Source organism: Thermodesulfobacteriota bacterium (genome assembly GCA_036482575.1).
Lineage (GTDB): Bacteria > Desulfobacterota > GWC2-55-46 > GWC2-55-46 > JAUVFY01 > JAZGJJ01.
The window spans coordinates 1-16,882 of record JAZGJJ010000007.1 but is presented as its reverse complement, the minus strand read 5'-3'; the positions used below and the strand labels follow the sequence as shown (position 1 = coordinate 16,882).

Sequence of the window (16,882 nt, the reverse complement as noted above, 5' to 3'; positions counted from 1 at the left end):
AGGTGGTGTCGCTCCTCTTGAAAGAGTACGGGAAGCTCCGCCGGGGCTGCGGCCGCGAGGAGCTCCACGCGGCAAAGGAACAGTTAAAGGGCGGCATGCTCATAGGGCTCGAGAGCAGCGACAGCAGGATGATGAAGCTCGCCAGGGACGAGATATACTACGGCCGGACCGTGCCGCTTAAGGAGATAGTCGCCGGAATAGACCGTGTAACGCTCGGGCAGATGAAGGATACCGCCAGCGAGGTGCTCGTTCCGCGCAATGCCACGCTCGTGGCTATAGGCAAGGTTACGAAGAGGAACATACCTGAAGCTCTAAGGAGGGTCATAGGGTGAGGATACTGGTAGTGGAAGACGAAAAGAAGGTGGCGGGCTTTATAAAGAGGGGGCTTGAGCAGGAGGGCTATGCCGTGGACGTAGCGGTCGACGGTCCGGAGGGGGAACAGTACGCCGAGGCCAACACATACGACGCGATAATCCTCGATATAATGCTCCCCGGCAAGAGCGGGCTGGAGGTGCTTAAGGTGTTGAAGGACAAGGACAACCCCGCGGCCGTGCTGCTCCTTACGGCAAGGGACACGGTCGAGGACAGGGTCAAGGGGCTCAATATCGGGGCGGACGACTACCTGACGAAGCCCTTCGCCTTCGAGGAGCTCCTTGCCAGGGTAAGGGCGCTTATGCGAAGGAGCGGGTATGGTCAGGCGGTGCTGGAGTTCGAAGATTTGAGCCTCGATACCTCCACGCGAAAGGCGAACCGGGGCGATAAGGTGGTGGACCTGACGCTTAAGGAGTACGCCCTCCTCGAGTATCTCCTCCGGAACCCCGACCGCGTGCTGTCGAGGACCGTCATAGCCGAGCACGTCTGGGACCAGAGTTTTGACAGCGAGACCAACGTCGTGGACGTGTATATAAACCACTTGAGGAAGAAGGTGGACTCCGACCCGGACGCGAGGCTAATACATACGGTAAGGGGCGTGGGGTACGTACTTAAGAAAGAGTGACGGACCCGCAATGCTTACACGCACCGTAAAGAGCGGGCTCGAGAAGATAGCGGGCCCGGCCAACGTTTCCTTTTCCAGAGAGGACCTTCTCTGCTACTCCTACGACGCGACCGGCGCGTCTCACATGCCGGACGCCGTGGTCTTCCCGGGAGGCGCCGGAGAGATATCCCTTATACTAAAGATGGCCAATGCCGAGGGCTTCCCCGTTACTCCCAGGGGGGCGGGGTCGGGCTTTACCGGCGGGAGTCTGCCCGTCGGCGGCGGGGTGGTCCTCTCGACCGAGAGGATGACCGCTCTGGTCGAAATAGATACGGCCAACTTCACGGCCGTGGTGGAGCCGGGGGTCATAACCGGCGACCTGCAGAAGGAGGTCGAGAAGGTTCAGCTCTTCTACCCCCCCGACCCGACGAGCAAGGGGTTCTCCACCATAGGCGGCAACATAGCCGAATGCGCGGGCGGGCCGAGGGCCTTGAAGTACGGCGTCACCAGGGACTACGTCCTGGGGTTGGAGGTGGTGCTCCCCACCGGCGAGATCGTAAATACGGGGACAAGGACCGCCAAGGGTGTCGTGGGCTACGACATGACGCGCCTTCTGGTAGGCTCCGAGGGCACGCTCGGGGTCGTTACGAAGGCCACGCTAAGACTCATCCCGCTCCCCCAATCGAAAAAGACGCTCGTTGCGCTCTTCCCGCGCCTTGAGGACGCCGCCTCGGCGGTCGCCGGGATTATAGCATCCAAAGTCCTGCCCTCCACCCTCGAGTTGATAGACGCCGCCTCTTTAAGGTGCGTTGAGGACTATACGGGAACGGTGTTTTCTAATGCTGCGGGCGCCATGCTCCTTATAGAGGCCGACGGCATAGAGGAGGCTACCGAGAGGGAGGCGGAGATCATAAAGAAGGTGTGCGCTGAAAACCGGGCCACTGAAGTGAGGTCGGCCAGGGACGGGAAAGAGGTGGACGAGCTATGGAAGGTAAGGAGGGCCCTCTCTCCTTCCCTTTCGAGACTCAAGCCCACGAAGCTCAATGAGGACGTTGTCGTCCCGAGGTCCAAACTCGTGGAGCTCGTAAGGGGCGTGGAGGAGATAGCGAAGAAGAGGGGCGTCATAATAGCGAGCTTCGGGCACGCCGGAGACGGCAACATACACGTTAACGTAATGATAGACAAGAGCGACCCGGTTGAGGCCGAGGCCGGAGAGCGGGCGGTGGAGGATATATTCGAGCTTACCGTCGGCCTTGGCGGCACCATCTCCGGGGAGCACGGCGTGGGCGTCACGAAGGCGCCGTACCTGGGGATGGAGCTTACGCCCGAGCTTATTGACGTCATGAGGCGCATAAAGGATACGCTCGACCCCAACGGCATCCTCAACCCGGGAAAGATATTTAATTCCATTTCTACCGCTGGAAGGCGAGAAGAGGTATGAAGGGGCTTAAGGAATATACTAAGGAGCTTGACGCGTGCGTCAGGTGCGGCGCGTGCAGGAGCGTTTGCCCGACCTTCGGGGTCATTGGGAGGGAGCCGGTAAGCCCCAGGGGAAAGCTCGCCATGATGGAGGCCCGCTCGAAGGGCGAGGAAAGGTTTGGGGAGGCGTACCTGAGCCACATTGGGGCGTGTACGCTCTGCGGGGCGTGTATGGAGAACTGCCCCAAAGGCGTGGACGTGCCGACCTGTGTGCTTGCCGCAAGGGCCGAGGCCATCAGGGAGGGGGACGGCTCCCCGCTGGCGTCCTTTGTCGTAAAGAACCTCCTTAACTCCGAAAGGCTCATGCCCTGGGCCATGAAGGTCGCCGCGAGGCTAAAAGTTTTTTCCCTGGTCCTCAAGTCCTCGACCGTCGAGAGCGGGCTCCTAAGCCGCTTCCCGCTCCCGCTCATAGGCGACGGCAGGCTCATCCCAAAACTCCCGGAGACGTTCTTCCTCGACAGCCCCGAGGTGAGTTCACTCTCGGAGGCCGGGGGAAAAAAAGACGGGGTACCCACGGTCGGTTTCTTCGCGGGCTGCGGGGTAAACTATCTGCTGCCGGGTATAGGGGAGGCAACGCTCAGGGTCCTTAAAAAGGCCGGGGCAAAGGCCGTGGTGCCGTCCGGGCAGATATGCTGCGGCATGCCCGCGCTTTCGATGGGGGACGTGGAGACGGCTAAGAGCCTTGCGCTTAAAAATATCGAGGCCTTCGAGGACGAAGGGCTCGACTATATAACCACCTCTTGTGCCACGTGCACCCACGCGTTAAAGAGTGTCTTCATGAAGGTGCTCGCCGACGAGGGGCCGGAGATGAGAGAGAGGGTGGAAAAGTTTTCCTCACGGGTCCGCGACATAACCGAGCTTCTCGCCGGCGAGCTGTCGTACAATGGTGGAGGGGAGGGCTCTCTTCCGAGAGGTACGCCCGTCACCTACCACGACCCCTGCCACCTCGGCAGGTTCCAGGGGATAAGAGAAGAGCCGAGGGCGCTCCTGGAGGGGGCTGGATTCGCACTTGCCGAGATGGAGGGCCCTTCCGAATGCTGCGGGCTCGGCGGCGGCCTGGCCTTCTCGGACTACGATACGTCGAGCGAGATAGCCGGGAAGAAGGCCGAGTCCATACGCGCGACCGGGGCCCCGGTGGTCGCAACGGCCTGTCCGGGCTGCATAGTCCAGATAAAGGACGGGCTCCACCGCTCGGGGGTAGAGGCGAGGGTGGCCCACGTGGTAGAGCTCCTATGACCTCCTTTATCTTCTGCATACACAACCACCAGCCGGTGGGCAACTTCCCTCACGTCCTCGACGACGCGTATGGAAGGGCCTACCTCCCGTTCCTCGAAGAGCTTTCAAAGCATCCCGCGATAAAAATTTCCCTCCATACCTCCGGCTTTCTCCTCGACTGGTTCGCGGACGAGCATCCGGAGTATATCGAGATGCTCGGCGCTATGGTCGATAGGGGACAGGTCGAGATAATGGGAGGGGGCTACTACGAGCCCATACTCTCCATAATACCCCCGGCCGACAGGGTGGGGCAGATAACCTCCTTCTCCGACAGGATCGAAAAACTCTTCGGCACGAGGCCCCGAGGGATATGGCTCGCCGAGAGGGTCTGGGACCCGACCCTTCCGTCCTTCCTTAAGGAAGCCGGCGTCGAGTACGTCGTGGTGGACGACTACCACTTCATAAAGTCCGGCCTCAAGCCGGACGAGCTCGGCGGCTACTACGTTACCGAGGACCAGGGCGCCCCGGTAAAGGTCTTTCCCGGGAGCGAGAGGCTCAGGTACCTGATACCGTTCGAGCCGGTCGATAGCTTCGAGGGGTATCTCAAGGGTTTTTCCACGGGGAAGAAGGGCCGCGCCGCCATATTCGCCGACGACGGAGAGAAGTTCGGCGTATGGCCCGGTACGGCCAAATGGGTCTATAAGGAGCGCTGGCTTGGAAAATTCCTTGAGAAGATCGAGGGCTCGGACGGGTGGCTCACGCCGCGCACCTTCTCGGAGTATATGGATATGGAAGGGCCGCTCGGGAGGGTCTACCTTCCCACCACCTCCTATATGGAGATGGGCGGCTGGGCCTTGCCGCCCGATGCCTCGGCCGACTACGCGGCCCTCACTGAAGAGCTTAAGGCATGGGAAGATGGAGAGAGGGTCAAGAGGTTCCTCCACGGCGGGGCGTGGCGGAACTTCCTCGCCAAGTACCCCGAGGCCGACTGGATGCATAAGAGGATGCTCGGCGCGAGCCGGGCCGTGGCGGCGGCAGCCGCAGGCCGGAAGCGGAAAGGCGCCGGGGAGGCGCTCCGCCGTCTATACATGTCACAGTGCAACGACGCCTACTGGCACGGGGTCTTCGGAGGACTCTATCTGCCTCACCTTCGGACCGCCGTATACGAGAACCTGATAAAGGCCGAAAATGCCGTGGGCATAAAGCCGTCCGTGGAGAGCCGCGACCTCGATGCCGACACCTTCGACGAGGTCGTCGTGAGGACCGAAAAGCTATCCCTCTTCCTGAGCCCGGAGCGCGGCGGCACGCTCGTCGAACTCGACTGGAACCCCGGGGCCGTAAATCTCTTCAACACGTTTTCGAGATGGAGGGAAGGCTACCATGAGAAGCTCAAGGAGGCCGTCTTCGAAAAGGAAAGGGGTGGAGGGGTTGGTAAAAGCATCCACGACAGCACGCCGCTTAAGGAAAAGGGGCTCGACAGGTACTTGAAGTTCGACCGCTTAAGGAGGAGTTCGCTGAGGGACCACTTCCTCGGAGACGATGAGACCGTCGAGGCCTTCCGGTCCTCCGAGTATACCGACCTCGGGGACTTTTCCAACGGGAGTTACGCCGTAGAGATTAAAGGCAAGGGGGTCGTGCTTTCGAGGGGAGGAGTAGTCGGCGGCGAGGGGATAGTCGTGAGAAAAGAGATCGTCGCGGGCCCGTCCACCTTTTCCGTTACCTACCGGGTAGAGAACGCGGCCAGCGGCCCGGTCAAAGCAAGGCTCGCCGTGGAGCTGAACCTCTGCCTGCCGGGCTGCAACGGCCCGGCCTGTTCGTTAAGTATAGGAGGCCACACCGTCGGCCTTGACGCTTCCGGAGAGGCAGGCGGGGTTGAAGCAGTGGAGCTAACCGACCGGTTTGCCGGGGTCAAGGTCGGTTTCAGCTTCAAAGGGCCCGTAACGCTCTGGCACTTCCCCGTGGAGACGGTCTCGCTCTCCGAGGCCGGCTTCGAGAGGAACTACCAGGGCACGTGCCTGGTCTTTTTGAAACCTTTCAGCCTCGGAGCTGGCGAGGGGATGGACTTTGCTTTTACCGTGGCAATAGGGGCCGTATAAGTGGTAGCATACGGCAGGGTGTCGATACCTTATTACAGGAGGGGACGATGGCGGATATTTTAAGTGATGATCTCGTCCGGAAGGTTAAGGCCGTAAAACTCCTGATCCTCGACGTGGACGGCGTTTTGACCGACGGCAGGATCAGCTATACGGAGCAGGGGGACGAGATAAAGAGCTTCCATGCCCACGACGGCCACGGGATAAAGTTTTTGGTAAAGGCCGGGATCGAGTGCGCGATTATAACCGTCAGGAGCTCAGGCATAGTCAAGCGCAGGGCCGGAGAGCTAGGCATAAAGTTCGTCTATCAGGGAGTGGAAAACAAGGATGATGCGTTCGAGGAGATACTCGGCAAGCTCGGTATCACTCCCCCTGAGGCGGCCTACATAGGGGACGACCTTCCCGACCTCCCGGTCCTTACACGGGTGGGCTTTTCCGCCTCGGTGAGCGACGCGGTAGGCGAGGTGCGGGCCAGGGCCGACTATGTGACCGAAAGGCCGGGTGGCCGGGGGGCGGTACGGGAGGTGGCGGAGCTTATCCTCCGGACTCAGGGGAAGTGGGACCAGTTGGTAAGCGGCCATTCACGGTAAGGGGGGTAGGGGGAAAGCCCTTTACACCCCCCGAGCCCGGTGGTATAATTTCACTTGGGCATAGTTCTTGCTACGCTTGCCCGTAATGGACTGAAGTGGTCCGTTTTGACTGCATATGGGGCTCCTCAGAGCCCCATAATTGTCACTCTATTTCCCCCCCGCCCCCCGCCCAGGTGGGTCGTCGGGAACGGGCTTATTTTTTATGCTATGAAGCGCAGAACGAGGATACTCCTTTTCGGGTTCGTCATAGTCTCTGTGGCCGGTCTGGCCGTCGCGGTACTTATGAACGCGAAGGTCAATAAGGCCATGGAACTCGCCTCCATGGCCGCACAGGTCGCCTCTCTCGAGGCCGGCGGCGGCATGGACGAGATCCGCTACTACGGCACCAAGGACGGCGTGACGGAGTGGGAGATGGAGGCCGACTCCGCCACCCGTCTCGCCGACGAGGACTTAACGGTCTTCGAAAACGTCCGGTTCATCTTCTATTCGAAGGACGGGGGCACCTATACCCTTACCGGAAAAGAGGGTAGGTACAGCGAAAAGAACGAGCGGATAGAGATAACGGGCGCGGTGAAGGTGGTCTCCGATGACGGGTACAGCCTCCTGACCGAAAGGCTTGACTACTCGACCCGTTCCAGGGAGGCGACTTCGGAGGTGGAGGTCGAACTGCTCTCCAGGGGCATGAAGATTACCGGCGTGGGTTTCAGGATGAACGTCGAAGGGGGGGGCTTTTCGGTGCTCCGGGACGTAAAGACGGTACTTAGCGATGTTTCTATTTAAAGGGAGGCAATGCGGCGGATACGCCGCCAGGGGTTTTTTTCCATTTTTTCCATTTTTTCCATTTTCCCCGTTTTTCCCCCTGGCCGTGGCTGTACTTTTATCGTCCGCACAGAGTACTGTGGCCGCGGAAGAAGCGAAGGAAATGAAGCTTGACTCCCCCGTCGTCATAACCTCCGACACGATGGAGGCCGATACCTCGGGAAAGGTCGTGGTCTTCAGGGGGGACGTGGCCGCGAAGGGGGACTTCGTCTTATGCTCGGACGAGTTGACCATGCACTATAGCGACAAGGACGAAGTGAGAGAGATAGTGGCCACGGGGAACGTCTTGATAGTCAGTGGAAACAAAACCGCCACGGCCACGAAGGCCGTATACGAGAGGGCGGGAAGGACCGTCGTACTTACGGGCCGTCCGGTGGTCCGGCAGTGCGCGGATACCGTTACGGGGGCCAGGATAACCATAAACCTCGAAGACGATAGTTCGGTCGTGGAGAGCAGCAAAGGCGGCAGGGTAAGGGCCGTGATAATGCCCGAGAAGGACTGCCCGGAAGAGGCGGCGGGGGCGGCGGGGACGGAGAGCGATAAGAGTGGAGAGGATATCTGCAGAGGGGCTCGCTAAATCCTTCCGCACGAGGAAGGTGGTCGACGGCGTATCCCTCTCGGTAGGGCCCGGAGAGGTCGTGGGGCTCCTGGGGCCGAACGGGGCCGGCAAGACCACCACTTTCTATATGATAGTGGGGCTCGTGAGCCCGGACGGGGGCGTGGTACGGGCGGGGGATGAGGACATAACCGCCATGCCCATGTACGAGAGGGCCAGGCGAGGCATAGGCTATCTCCCGCAGGAACCATCGGTCTTCAGGAAACTGACGGTCGAGGAGAACGTAAGGGCCATAGTTGAGACCCTCGGCCTCCCGGACGCGGAGGTGAGGGAGAGGACGAACGTCCACCTCGAAGAACTCGGGGTGGCGCGTCTGGCAGGGGTCCGTGCCTACCAGCTCTCCGGAGGGGAGAGGAGGAGGGTGGAGATAGCCAGGGCCATGGTCACCTCCCCGAACTTCCTCCTCCTCGACGAGCCGTTCTCGGGCATAGATCCGATAACCGTCGGGGACGTGCAGGACATAGTGGTGGAGTTGAAGGAAAAGGGGATGGGCATACTCGTGACCGACCACAACGTGGGCGCCACGCTCGGCATATGCGACAGGGCTTATATAATAGACGGCGGCAGGATACTGGCCGACGGCACGCCGGACGAGATAGTGGATAACGGACAGGTCAGGGAGGTGTACCTGGGCGACAGGTTCAAGCTGTAATAAACCCGTGATGCGGGAATAAACCCGTGATGCGTGTGCGTGATGCGTTATACGTAAAAGACTTTTTCTTTCCGCATCACGTATAACGTACACGCATAACGGCACTTAAAATGGGATACGAACTCAAACAGGAACTGAGACTCAGCCAGAAACTCCTTATGACCCCGCAGCTGCGGATGGCCATAAAGATGCTTCAGCTTTCAAGGCTGGAACTCGAAGCGCTCGTGTCCGAGGAGCTCCAGAGCAACCCGGTCCTCGAAGAGGCAGGCCCGTCAGAAGGAGAAGGGGGGGAAGGGGAGGACGCCGCTAAGGAGCAGATGGGGTCGGAGGGGGTTGGGGGGGTCGAGGGGGGCGAGGGGGCGCCGGAGCCCGCCCAGGAGCAATCGGTGCCGGAGATGGACTGGGAGGCGTATCTCGAAGACTCTGAAAACCGCAGCCTGCCGGGGACGAGCTTTAGCGGCGGCAGAGAGGATGACAACTACCTGGAGAACATATCACGCCCCGGCGGCAGCCTCGAAGAGCACCTTCTCTTGCAACTGAAACTTTCAGACCTTAGCGAAGAGGAGATAAAGGCGGGCGAGTTTATAATCGGAAATATAGACGAGAGTGGCTACCTGAGGGTGGTCGATAAGGAGGGTATGGGCGAGGAGGAGCACGAGGCCGCCACCGTAAACGAGATAGCCTCCCAAACCACCCTCCCGGTCGAGGACACGGCGAGGGTGCTCGAGGCCGTACGCGGCTTCGACCCGGCGGGGGTGGGGGCCGTAAGCACCGTCCAGTGCCTGCTCTTTCAGGCCAGGCGCCTGCCGGTGAGGGATACGGTCGTCGAGGGGATAATCTCCGGCCACCTCCGGCAGCTTGCTAACAGGAACTATAAGGCCATCGCCAGGGAGATGGGCATATCGATCGACGAGGTGGTCGAGGGGACGAGGATGATAACCGGGTCGCTCAACCCCGCGCCCGGCGCCGGCTTCGGCGTCGACGAGTCGCGGACTATAATCCCGGACGTCTATATACAGAAGGTCGGCGACGAATACGTGGTGACGCTTAACGAGGACGGCATGCCGAAGCTGAAGATAAGCGGGTACTACAGGAAGGTGATCAAGGGAGGCGACGGCGTGTCGCGGGCGGACAAGGGCTACATACGGGACAGGCTCCGCTCCGCCGCGTGGCTCATAAAGAGCGTCTATCAGAGACAGAGGACCATATGCAGGGTCGCGGAGAGTATCGTAAAGTTCCAGAGGGAGTTCCTCGACAAGGGGTTGGAGCACCTGAAGCCCATCGTCCTGAAGGACGTCGCCGAGGATATCGGGATGCACGAGTCCACGATAAGCCGCGTTACCTCCAACAAGTACGCGCACACCCCGAGAGGCATATTCGAGCTCAAGTACTTCTTTTCCACGGGGATGAGCCGTGCCGACGGGAGCGATACCACGGCCGAATACGTAAAGGAGAAGCTCAAGGACATAATAGGGGCGGAGGACTCAAGGAGCCCGTCGAGCGACCGGAAGGTAGCCGACCTCCTGAAGGAGGCCGGCATCGTCCTGGCAAGGAGGACCGTAACCAAGTACAGGGAAGAGATGGGGATTCTCCCGGCCGGCAAGAGGAAGAGTCCGTTTTGATTCTAATAACGTAAAAAATCGGAGGAGAAAGATGCAGGTCACCTTTACTTTCAGGCACATCGGTTCGTCGGACGCAATAAAGGAGTACGCAGAGGAGAAGACCGAAAGGATACGGAAGTACCTCGCCGATCCTATCGAGGTCCACTGGGTGCTGAGCGTGGAGAAGATAAGGCATATCGCGGAGGTGACAGTGGTCGCCAAGAACCTTACCGTGAAGGCGCAGGAAGAGACCCAGGAGATGTATTCGGCGATAGATAAGGTCATCGACAAGATCGAGAAGCAGGTCAGGAAGCACAAGGAAAAGGTGAAGGGTCACAAGGGCGCGGGTGCAAGGGGCGGCGAGCCCGAGGGCGCTTTGGAGGAGGGTCCGCCAAGGATCGTTAAGACCGAGAACGTCTTCCTCAAGCCCATGTCCGTCGAGGAGGCGACAATGCAGATGGAGGTCGTGAAGAAGGACTTCCTGGTCTTTACCGACGCGGCGACGAGCAACGTAAACGTCCTCTACAGACGCGGGGACGGCGGCCTCGGCCTCATAGAGACGCGTGTGAGGTAGCCACATGACGCCCGAGAATGTTCAGCCGCGGGGGAGGGGGGGGAGGACGATGAGACTTACCGACGTCCTGAGCCGCGACAACGTAATCTCCGACCTGGGGGCCTCCGAGAAGCGCGAACTCCTTGATGAGATGGCGTCGGACCTCTGTGAGAGGGTGGGGGGGCTCGACAGGGAAAAACTCCTTGAGATGCTCCTTGAAAGGGAGAAGCTCGGCAGCACGGGTATAGGCCACGGCGTGGCCATCCCGCACGGCAAGATAAAGGGGATAGAGGAGGTGCTGGTCGCTTTCGGCAGGAGCAGGAAGGGGGTCGACTTCAACTCCATGGACGATAAGCCCGTACACCTCTTTTTCATGATAGTCGCCCCGGAGAACTCCACTGCGGTCCACTTGAAGGTACTCGCGAGCATCTCAAGGCTTCTGCGGGACAGCGGTTTCAGGAAGAGGCTTATAAAGGCGTCTTCCGGGGAAGAGATATACCGGATAATAGCCGAGGAGGACGAGAGGCTCAACTCTGCCGTCCGCATCAGGCACTAAAAAGGAGAGGTGGAGCGCCGACCTGCGTCCTCCACCACTGAGGTGTTCATGCCCATAACCGTAAAAGAACTCCTTGACGAGAGGTCGTTGGCCCTGAAAGCCGATACCGGCCGGGTCGGGCTCTCAAAGGAGATTTCCACGCCCCGCATACAGAAGCCGGGCCTCCTCCTGACCGGGCTGCTTGAGGAACTCCACCCGGACAGGGTGCAGATATTCGGGGCCGCGGAGATAGGGTACCTTACCAGCCTCGATCAGGACGGGCGCGCGCTCTCGCTCAAGATACTCGAAGAAGCCGAGATAGCGGCGATTATAGTAACGCGCGGCATAGAGGCCCCCGACTTTCTCCTGGACCTTACCAGGCGAAAACAGATCCCGGTCCTATCCACCCAGCTCACCTCGTCCATACTGATAGAGAGGCTTATACGCTTCCTCGAGGACAGGCTCGCCCCCACCACCACGATGCACGGCGTGCTCGCGGACGTGCTGGGCATAGGCACGCTAATCCTCGGCAAGAGCGGCATAGGGAAGAGCGAGTGCGCGCTCGACCTGGTCTCCAGGGGCTACAGGCTCGTCGCCGACGACGCGGTGATAGTAAAGAGGCTTTCCACCGCTACCCTTTTCGGCAGCTCCTCGGGCATTACACGTTATCATATGGAAGTAAGGGGGGTGGGCATAATTAACGTCAAGGACCTCTTCGGCATAACGGCCATAAGGGAGAGAAAGCAGATGGACCTTGTCGTGGAGCTTGTGGACTGGGACCCGAAGGGCGATTACGAGAGGCTGGGGTTCGAGGATAAGACCCGCGATATCCTGGGCGTGGACCTCCCGTACTTTCAGATACCGGTAAGCCCGGGCAGGAGCGTGGCCACGATCGTGGAGGTGGCCGCCAGGAACCAGGTCTTGAAGATTATGGGGTACCGCCCGGGCACCGAACTGGAAAAGCGGCTCCGGGCCAAGTTGCATGACCCGGAAAAGACGGGGGGTTCAAGGAGACCTTAATGGAGGTATCGTGGTAGGAGGGGTGATATTAGCGCACGGGGCCGTGGCCGAGAGCATAGCCGGGGCCGCCGCGGCCATAGCCGGGGAGGCGGACGGGCTCCGTACCGTCTCGCTCGAGGAAGGGGATACCGGCGATACGGTAAAGAAGAAGCTGGTCGCCGCCGTTAGTGATGTGGACGGGGGTGACGGCGTAATGGTCTTTACCGATATGTTCGGCGGCACCACGACCAACGTGGCGCTGAGTCTCCTCAGGCAGGGGAAAGTCGAGGTGATGACGGGCGTTAACCTGCCGGTCATACTCAAATTCCTGAGCCACAGGGAGAAGCTCGCCTTCCCGGATCTGGTCCTCCATTTAAAGGAGCACGGCAGGGAGAGCATCGTGCTCGCGGGCGACATACTTAAAGCGGGAAAATAGGGTCAAAGGGGTCGAGTATGTCGGTTGAAAAAACACTTACCATAAAGAACAGGCTAGGTCTCCACGCCAGGGCCGCCTCACGCTTCGTGCAGACCACCAATAAGTTCACCGCGGATGTGTTCGTCTCAAAGGACGGCCAGGAGGTGGACGGCAAGAGCATCATGGGACTTCTGATACTGGCCGCGCCCGAGGGCAGCGAGATAGAGGTAAGGGTCTCGGGGGAGGACGCGGAGGCGGCCATCGCGGCTATAGAGGAGCTTATAGACAGGCGCTTCGATGAGGAGGAGTAACGGGTAATGACCGACGATTCAAAAGAGGTCTCCCTTTTAAGGGGCATAGGGGTCTCCTCGGGGATAGTCATAGGCAAGGCCTACCGTATCGACAAGGGCATGGCCGAGTCCACCTACTATTGCCACCTCGACCCCTCGGACACGGACGCCGAGATAAAGAGGTTCAGGGACGCGCTCAAGCAATCGAGAGAGCAGCTTCAGCGCATAAAGAGGAAGCTTGCCGTCGAGGGTAAGGTAAGGGAGCACATCCGCATAATCGACGCCCACTTGATGATCTTGAAGGACCGGATGCTCATCAAGGACACCATAGACGTGATAAAGGGCCAGAGGGCGAACGCCGAGTGGGCGCTCAGGACCGTCTTGAAGGAGATAAAGGACACCTTCGACAAGATGGACGACGAGTATCTGCGCGAGAGGGGCTCGGACATCGAGCATATAGTGGACAGGGTGCTGGTGAATCTCTCGGGCAGGAAAGAGGCGACCATGTCCGACATAAAGGAGCCCGTGGTGGTGGTTGCCCACGACCTCTCCCCGACCGATACCGCGCAGATGGCGGGCAGTAAGGTGCTCGCCTTCCTCACCGACATAGGCGGCAGGACGTCGCATACCTCCATCGTGGCGAGGTCCCTTGAGATACCGGCCGTGGTGGGCCTCGAAAACGTCACCCGCAAGGTCGAGACCGGGGATACGGTCGTCGTGGACGGCATGACGGGGGCGGTTATAATAAACCCCTCCAAGAGCGTTATAAAGGTATACGAAAGGCGCAGGGAGCGGTACGAGAGCTACGGCAGGGCGCTCCTGCACTATAAGGACCTGCCCGCCGAGACGACCGACGGCCACAGGATATCGCTTACCGGCAATATGGAGATGACCGAGGAGGTAAGCTCGCTCGTCGACCACGGGGCCGAGGGGATAGGGCTCTACAGGAGCGAGTTTCTCTACCTGAACCGCCGCGACCTCCCAGGCGAGGAGGAGCACCTTCGCGCCTACAAGAGGGTGCTTAAGAAGGTGGCCCCCAACCCCGTGGTGATCCGGACGCTGGACGTGGGAGGCGACAAGCTCCTCTCTCACGGGGAGCCCGTGGAGGAGGCGAACCCGGCGATGGGGCTTCGGGCCATTAGATTTACGCTTAAGAGGACCGATATCTTCAAGACCCAGCTGAGGGCGGTGCTCCGCGCAAGTGCCTCGGGCAAGATAAGGGTGCTCTTCCCCATGCTCTCCGGGGTGGAGGAACTTCGTAGGGCCAAGGCGCTCCTGGAGGAGGCCAAGGAGGAACTCAAGCGGGAGAAGAAGCCCTTCGACCCCGATATCGAGGTCGGGGCCATGATAGAGGTCCCCTCCGCCGCGCTAATAGCTGACATAATGGCAAAGGAGGCGGACTTTTTTTCCATAGGCACTAACGACCTCCTCCAGTACTCGCTTGCCATCGACAGGGTGAACGAGCATGTCGCCTATCTTTACGAGCCGCTTCACCCGGGCGTACTGAGGATCATAAAGAGCGTGGCGGACGCCGCCCAGGCCCAGGGCATCCCCGTGGGCGTGTGTGGGGAGATGGCCGGAGAGCCCGAGCATGCCCTCATATTCCTGGGAATGGGCATCGACCAGCTCAGCATGAACGCCTTCTCGCTCTTGAGGGTGAAGAGGCTCATCCGTTCGGTAAGCTTCTCCGAGGCCAGGGAGATAAGCATGAAAGTGCTCGAGTTCTCCACGGCGAAGGAGGTGGAGAACTACGTGAGCGCCAGGCTTTCGGAGTTCTACAGGGAGGAGTTCTCGAACTGACCCCGCCGGTCCATCGCCCGTCCGTCCCCTCTCCCCCTCTCCCCCCCCTCCGGCTAAAGCCGCTCCGGCCGCTTATGGTTTCGAGGGAACTTTTCGGGGAGGGAAGGTGGAAATCGGAAATAAATTGACAATTCGCCGAAAAGGTTTGATAATCAGAAGTTCTATGCACAAAACAAAGAGATAAGGAGACTGTGGAGATGCGCGAATACCTGTTTACATCTGAATCGGTTACCGAGGGGCATCCGGACAAGGTGTCGGACCAGATCTCGGACGCCATACTGGACGCCCTCTTGACGGATGACCCGAAGAGCAGAGTCGCGTGTGAGACGCTTGTCACCACGGGGCTCGCGATGGTGGCCGGGGAGATAACCACAAACGCCGTAGTAGACTACCAGGACGTGGTCAGGGAGACCATAAAGGGTATCGGCTATACCGGCTCGGACATGGGCTTCGACTGGCGCACCTGCGCGGTCCTGGTAGCCCTGGACAGGCAGTCCCCGGACATAGCCATGGGCGTGGACGCCGGAGAGAAGAAGGAGCAGGGCGCCGGAGACCAGGGGCTTATGTTCGGCTATGCCTGCGACCATACCCCGGAGTTCATGCCGCTCCCCATAGTGCTGGCCCACAGGATAACCATGGGGCTTGCCGAGGCGAGGAAGAGGGGGACGCTCGACTTTCTGAGACCGGACGGCAAGAGTCAGGTCACGGTACGGTACCGCGACGGCAGGCCGGTAGGCGTGGATACGGTGGTCGTCTCCAGCCAGCACTCCCCGGACGTGTCGGACGATACACTCAGAGAGGGCATAATAGAGGAGGTCGTAAAGAAGGCGGTGGCCCCCGGCTTGCTGACCCCCGAGACCGTATATCACGTAAACCCGACGGGCAAGTTCGTGGTGGGCGGCCCCCACGGCGACTGCGGCCTTACCGGCCGGAAGATTATCGTGGACACCTACGGCGGCCACGGGAGCCACGGAGGCGGGGCGTTTTCCGGCAAGGACCCCTCCAAGGTGGACCGGAGCGCGTCCTACATGGCAAGGTACATAGCGAAGAACGTGGTCGCCGCCGGGCTCGCCGCCGAATGCGAGGTGCAGCTCGCATATGCCATAGGCGTGGCCGACCCGGTAAGCGTTATGGTGGACACGTCCGGCACCGAGAAAGTGCCCACCGAGAAGATAGAGGCCCTTATAAAGGAGCGGTTTCGGCTAAAACCCGCCGAGATAATCGAGGACCTGGACCTCTTGAGGCCCATATACCGGAAGACCGCCGCTTACGGCCACTTCGGAAGGAACGAGCCCGAGTTCAAGTGGGAGCTGACCGATAAGGCCGGGGAGCTCGTGGAGGCGGCCGGCCTTTGACCGTTTCCGGGCCCCGCAGGCATCGCATGGCCGGTATTGCATAGTAAGGTAGTGCGCCGGGAGTTTTTCTGAACCATAAAAAATATTCGACAGGGAGGAAAGATGGACCACCACGTAAAGGACAAATCTCTCAGCTCCAAGGGAAAAAAGAGGATAGAGTGGGCGGAAAAGGACATGCCCGTCTTGAGACGCATAAGGGACGGATTTTCGAAGAAGAAGCCGCTAAAGGGCGTAAAGATATCGGCCTGTTTGCACGTCACCACCGAGACCGCGGTCCTTGCCATAACGCTTAAGGAGGGCGGGGCGAAGGTGATGCTCTGCGCCTCGAACCCCCTTAGCACCCAGGACGACGTCGCGGCTTCGCTCGTCAAGGACTATAAGATCCCCGTCTTCGCCATAAAGGGGGAGGACAACAAGACCTACTACAGGCACCTGAACGCCGTGCTGGATTTCAGGCCGTCCATAACGATGGACGACGGCGCGGACCTGGTCTCGATGCTCCACACCAAGAAGAAGGCTTTAGCCGATGGGATCCTGGGCTCCACCGAGGAGACCACGACCGGGGTAATAAGGCTCAAGGCGCTTGCGGCCCAGAACCTCTTGAAGTTCCCGGTCATAGCCGTTAACGACGCGGCCACCAAGCACTTCTTCGACAACCGCTACGGGACCGGCCAGTCAACGGTGGACGGTATCGTAAGGGCGACGAACAGGCTCCTCGCCGGCTCCACCTTCGTCGTCTGCGGCTACGGCTGGTGCGGCAAGGGGCTGTCGATGAGGGCCTCCGGGATGGGCGCGAACGTTATCGTGGTCGAGGTAGACCCGCTTAAGGCGCTCGAGGCCGTGATGGACGGCTACCGGGTGATGCCGGGTAAGGAGGCCGCCATGCTCGGGGAC

Annotated in this window: 18 protein-coding genes; all 18 read left to right on the top strand. The window is 60.1% G+C overall.

Annotation, left to right across the window (positions count from 1 at the left end; translation table 11 throughout):
* A partial coding sequence (locus V3W31_00345) for a hypothetical protein (GenBank protein ID MEE9613387.1) occupies positions 1–332 on the top strand: 332 nt, incomplete at its 5' end.
* On the top strand, positions 329–997 hold the full coding sequence (locus V3W31_00340) for a response regulator transcription factor (protein ID MEE9613386.1): 669 nt from the start codon (positions 329–331) through the stop codon (positions 995–997). The genes V3W31_00345 and V3W31_00340, both read left to right, overlap by 4 nt.
* A gap of 10 nt (positions 998–1,007) precedes the next feature.
* Entirely contained in the window at positions 1,008–2,417 is a 1,410-nt protein-coding gene (locus V3W31_00335) for an FAD-linked oxidase C-terminal domain-containing protein (GenBank protein MEE9613385.1), read from the top strand.
* Entirely contained in the window at positions 2,414–3,691 is a 1,278-nt protein-coding gene (locus V3W31_00330; protein MEE9613384.1) for a (Fe-S)-binding protein, read from the top strand. The genes V3W31_00335 and V3W31_00330 overlap by 4 nt, the downstream gene beginning before the upstream one ends.
* The gene (locus V3W31_00325; GenBank protein ID MEE9613383.1) at positions 3,688–5,766 is read left to right on the top strand and encodes an alpha-amylase/4-alpha-glucanotransferase domain-containing protein; all 2,079 of its coding nucleotides are present in this window, start codon (positions 3,688–3,690) and stop codon (positions 5,764–5,766) included. Before V3W31_00330 ends, V3W31_00325 begins: the two co-directional genes overlap by 4 nt.
* Before the next feature lie 47 nt (positions 5,767–5,813).
* Complete coding sequence (locus tag V3W31_00320) at positions 5,814–6,353, top strand: HAD-IIIA family hydrolase (GenBank protein ID MEE9613382.1); 540 nt, start codon at positions 5,814–5,816, stop codon at positions 6,351–6,353.
* Between the two features lie 207 nt (positions 6,354–6,560).
* Positions 6,561–7,133, top strand: a complete 573-nt coding sequence (gene lptC, locus V3W31_00315) for an LPS export ABC transporter periplasmic protein LptC (protein MEE9613381.1) — start codon at positions 6,561–6,563, stop codon at positions 7,131–7,133.
* A 142-nt stretch (positions 7,134–7,275) separates the two neighbouring features.
* A complete protein-coding gene (gene lptA / locus V3W31_00310) occupies positions 7,276–7,749 on the top strand; it encodes a lipopolysaccharide transport periplasmic protein LptA (GenBank protein ID MEE9613380.1) in 474 nt (157 codons plus the stop codon).
* The gene (gene lptB / locus V3W31_00305; protein ID MEE9613379.1) at positions 7,718–8,440 is read left to right on the top strand and encodes an LPS export ABC transporter ATP-binding protein; all 723 of its coding nucleotides are present in this window, start codon (positions 7,718–7,720) and stop codon (positions 8,438–8,440) included. Before lptA ends, lptB begins: the two co-directional genes overlap by 32 nt.
* Positions 8,441–8,550: 110 nt before the next feature.
* Positions 8,551–10,062 carry an RNA polymerase factor sigma-54 gene (gene rpoN, locus V3W31_00300; protein ID MEE9613378.1) on the top strand — a complete coding sequence of 504 codons (1,512 nt, stop codon included), beginning with the start codon at positions 8,551–8,553 and terminating at the stop codon, positions 10,060–10,062.
* A gap of 31 nt (positions 10,063–10,093) precedes the next feature.
* Positions 10,094–10,615, top strand: a complete 522-nt coding sequence (gene raiA, locus V3W31_00295) for a ribosome-associated translation inhibitor RaiA (protein ID MEE9613377.1) — start codon at positions 10,094–10,096, stop codon at positions 10,613–10,615.
* A 49-nt stretch (positions 10,616–10,664) separates the two neighbouring features.
* Positions 10,665–11,150, top strand: coding sequence for a PTS sugar transporter subunit IIA (locus tag V3W31_00290; GenBank protein MEE9613376.1), 486 nt, complete (start codon positions 10,665–10,667; stop codon positions 11,148–11,150).
* Positions 11,151–11,198: 48 nt separating this feature from the next.
* A complete protein-coding gene (gene hprK, locus V3W31_00285; protein MEE9613375.1) occupies positions 11,199–12,149 on the top strand; it encodes an HPr(Ser) kinase/phosphatase in 951 nt (316 codons plus the stop codon).
* A 22-nt stretch (positions 12,150–12,171) separates the two neighbouring features.
* Positions 12,172–12,564, top strand: a complete 393-nt coding sequence (locus tag V3W31_00280; protein ID MEE9613374.1) for a PTS sugar transporter — start codon at positions 12,172–12,174, stop codon at positions 12,562–12,564.
* Positions 12,565–12,581: 17 nt separating this feature from the next.
* Positions 12,582–12,854, top strand: a complete 273-nt coding sequence (locus V3W31_00275) for an HPr family phosphocarrier protein (protein ID MEE9613373.1) — start codon at positions 12,582–12,584, stop codon at positions 12,852–12,854.
* A gap of 6 nt (positions 12,855–12,860) precedes the next feature.
* Positions 12,861–14,633, top strand: a complete 1,773-nt coding sequence (gene ptsP / locus V3W31_00270; GenBank protein MEE9613372.1) for a phosphoenolpyruvate--protein phosphotransferase — start codon at positions 12,861–12,863, stop codon at positions 14,631–14,633.
* A gap of 191 nt (positions 14,634–14,824) precedes the next feature.
* Positions 14,825–15,988 (top strand): methionine adenosyltransferase, encoded by a 1,164-nt coding sequence (gene metK / locus V3W31_00265; GenBank protein ID MEE9613371.1) that lies wholly within the window; start codon positions 14,825–14,827, stop codon positions 15,986–15,988.
* 102 nt (positions 15,989–16,090) lie between these two features.
* The coding region (locus V3W31_00260) for an adenosylhomocysteinase (GenBank protein MEE9613370.1) at positions 16,091–16,882 on the top strand (792 nt) is incomplete at its 3' end.

Bases quoted from the DNA above. Each gene is read 5' to 3' on its own strand.
- V3W31_00335 (MEE9613385.1), top strand. From the start codon at position 1,008: ATGCTTACACGCACCGTAAAGAGCGGGCTCGAGAAGATAGCGGGCCCG.
- V3W31_00330 (MEE9613384.1), top strand. From the start codon at position 2,414: ATGAAGGGGCTTAAGGAATATACTAAGGAGCTTGACGCGTGCGTCAGG.
- V3W31_00325 (MEE9613383.1), top strand. From the start codon at position 3,688: ATGACCTCCTTTATCTTCTGCATACACAACCACCAGCCGGTGGGCAAC.
- V3W31_00320 (MEE9613382.1), top strand. From the start codon at position 5,814: ATGGCGGATATTTTAAGTGATGATCTCGTCCGGAAGGTTAAGGCCGTA.
- lptC (MEE9613381.1), top strand. From the start codon at position 6,561: ATGAAGCGCAGAACGAGGATACTCCTTTTCGGGTTCGTCATAGTCTCT.
- lptA (MEE9613380.1), top strand. From the start codon at position 7,276: ATGAAGCTTGACTCCCCCGTCGTCATAACCTCCGACACGATGGAGGCC.
- rpoN (MEE9613378.1), top strand. From the start codon at position 8,551: ATGGGATACGAACTCAAACAGGAACTGAGACTCAGCCAGAAACTCCTT.
- raiA (MEE9613377.1), top strand. From the start codon at position 10,094: ATGCAGGTCACCTTTACTTTCAGGCACATCGGTTCGTCGGACGCAATA.
- V3W31_00290 (MEE9613376.1), top strand. From the start codon at position 10,665: ATGAGACTTACCGACGTCCTGAGCCGCGACAACGTAATCTCCGACCTG.
- hprK (MEE9613375.1), top strand. From the start codon at position 11,199: ATGCCCATAACCGTAAAAGAACTCCTTGACGAGAGGTCGTTGGCCCTG.
- V3W31_00275 (MEE9613373.1), top strand. From the start codon at position 12,582: ATGTCGGTTGAAAAAACACTTACCATAAAGAACAGGCTAGGTCTCCAC.
- ptsP (MEE9613372.1), top strand. From the start codon at position 12,861: ATGACCGACGATTCAAAAGAGGTCTCCCTTTTAAGGGGCATAGGGGTC.